The sequence below is a fragment of the Burkholderia sp. Ac-20349 genome (assembly GCF_017104865.1).
GTDB classification, from domain to species: domain Bacteria; phylum Pseudomonadota; class Gammaproteobacteria; order Burkholderiales; family Burkholderiaceae; genus Burkholderia; species Burkholderia aenigmatica.
The window spans coordinates 1-1,395 of the sequence record NZ_JAAGPM010000335.1 but is presented as its reverse complement, the minus strand read 5'-3'; the positions used below and the strand labels follow the sequence as shown (position 1 = coordinate 1,395).

Sequence of the window (1,395 nt, the reverse complement as noted above, 5' to 3'; positions counted from 1 at the left end):
TGGGTGGCGGCGCGGAGACGCGTGGGGCCGGGGGGGGTGGAGCCGGGGGTGCACGGGGGCGCGCGCGGGCCGGCGAATGGGGCGGGTTGCGCGCGCTGGCGGGGACCGTGCGCCTGCATGCGGGCGCGGCCGTGATGCGGCCGCTGGCCGGGCTGACCGCACAGCGCGCCGTCGTGCTGCAGACTGAAGCGACGGCGCCGCAACCGCTGCCGCTGGCCGGCGGGCGCGCGCCGTTGCCCGAGCTGGTCGCGCTCGCGGAGGACACGCTGGCGCTCTTGGCCGAGTGGCTGCGCCAGGGAATGCGCCATCAGGGCGGCGGCGCGGTCGAACGTGCGCGGGCGCAGGCCACCCGGCTGGAGCGAGCCGGCCTCGCTCACGCTGGCCGTCTGCTGCGCTTGCTGGCCGACGGCCTGCGGGCCGCGCAACCGGCGTCGCTACTGGCGCAACTGGGTTCGTTGACGTTGCTGCTGCTGGGCATCGTCGAGCAATGACGGCATGACCGTCGACCGGGCGAGCAGGTCGCGCCCGACATCGCGAGTCGTCGTGCAGGATGCACGGATCGCGGGATGAATGAACGAGAGGGCGTCGTGGCTGCCTGGCGGCCACGGCATGCAGGCGCGGCATCGTGCTGCGTCGTCGATCCGAGTGAGAGGGAACGGATGCGTCGTTTTGAACTGATCGAAGGCAATTCCAGCAAGTTCTGGGAAGTGGAGCAGGACGGCTCCGGGCTCAATATCCGCTGGGGCCGCATCGGCACCGCGGGCCAGAGCCAGACGAAGTCGTTCGCGGACGACGCGAAAGCGCGCGCCGCGCTCGACAAGCTCGTCAAGGAGAAGACCGGCAAGGGCTACGCGGAAGTTACGGTGGCGGCCGGTGCCAGCATCGGCGCGACCGCCGCGAAGCCGCCGGCCGCGGCGCCGTCGGCAAGCTCGTCCGTGGTGTCGGAGGCATCGACAGATGCAGAACCGGCGGCGAGTACGCAACCCGCGGCGGTGACGGCGGGGAACAGCGCGGCGCCCACGCCGTCGCCCCAGCTGGCCGCATCGACACCGACTTCTACGGCCACCTCCACCACCAACCCCGCACCCGTGCCGCCCGTTGCTGCCGAAAGTTTCGATGCCCAGTGCGAGCGCGTCGTCGAGACCATGCGCGCGGAGATCGCGAACGGCGACATGAAGCCTGGCGAGCGGCTGACGGTCGCTGCGATCAAGCGCCGCTACAACGTCGGTGACCAGGGCGCCGCGATGGCGTTCGACCTGCTCAAGTCGCGCCGGTTGCTGTATGGCTGGGGAACGTCGGCCGCCGTGCACGACCACGCGCAGGCGACCGCCGTGGCGCTTGGCGAGGCGGTGGCGACCGAGGCCGCCGCACCGGCGCCCGCAGCGCCCGCGGTCG

1 protein-coding gene and 1 pseudogene are annotated in these 1,395 nt (G+C 72.7%); both read left to right on the top strand.

Going from position 1 to position 1,395, the window contains the following annotated elements:
- Nucleotides 1-491 (top strand): annotated as a pseudogene (locus G3N61_RS39070) (hypothetical protein); the annotation flags it as partial.
- A 96-nt stretch (nt 492-587) separates the two neighbouring features.
- A partial coding sequence (locus G3N61_RS39065) for a WGR domain-containing protein (protein WP_346778612.1) occupies nt 588-1,395 on the top strand: 808 nt, incomplete at its 3' end.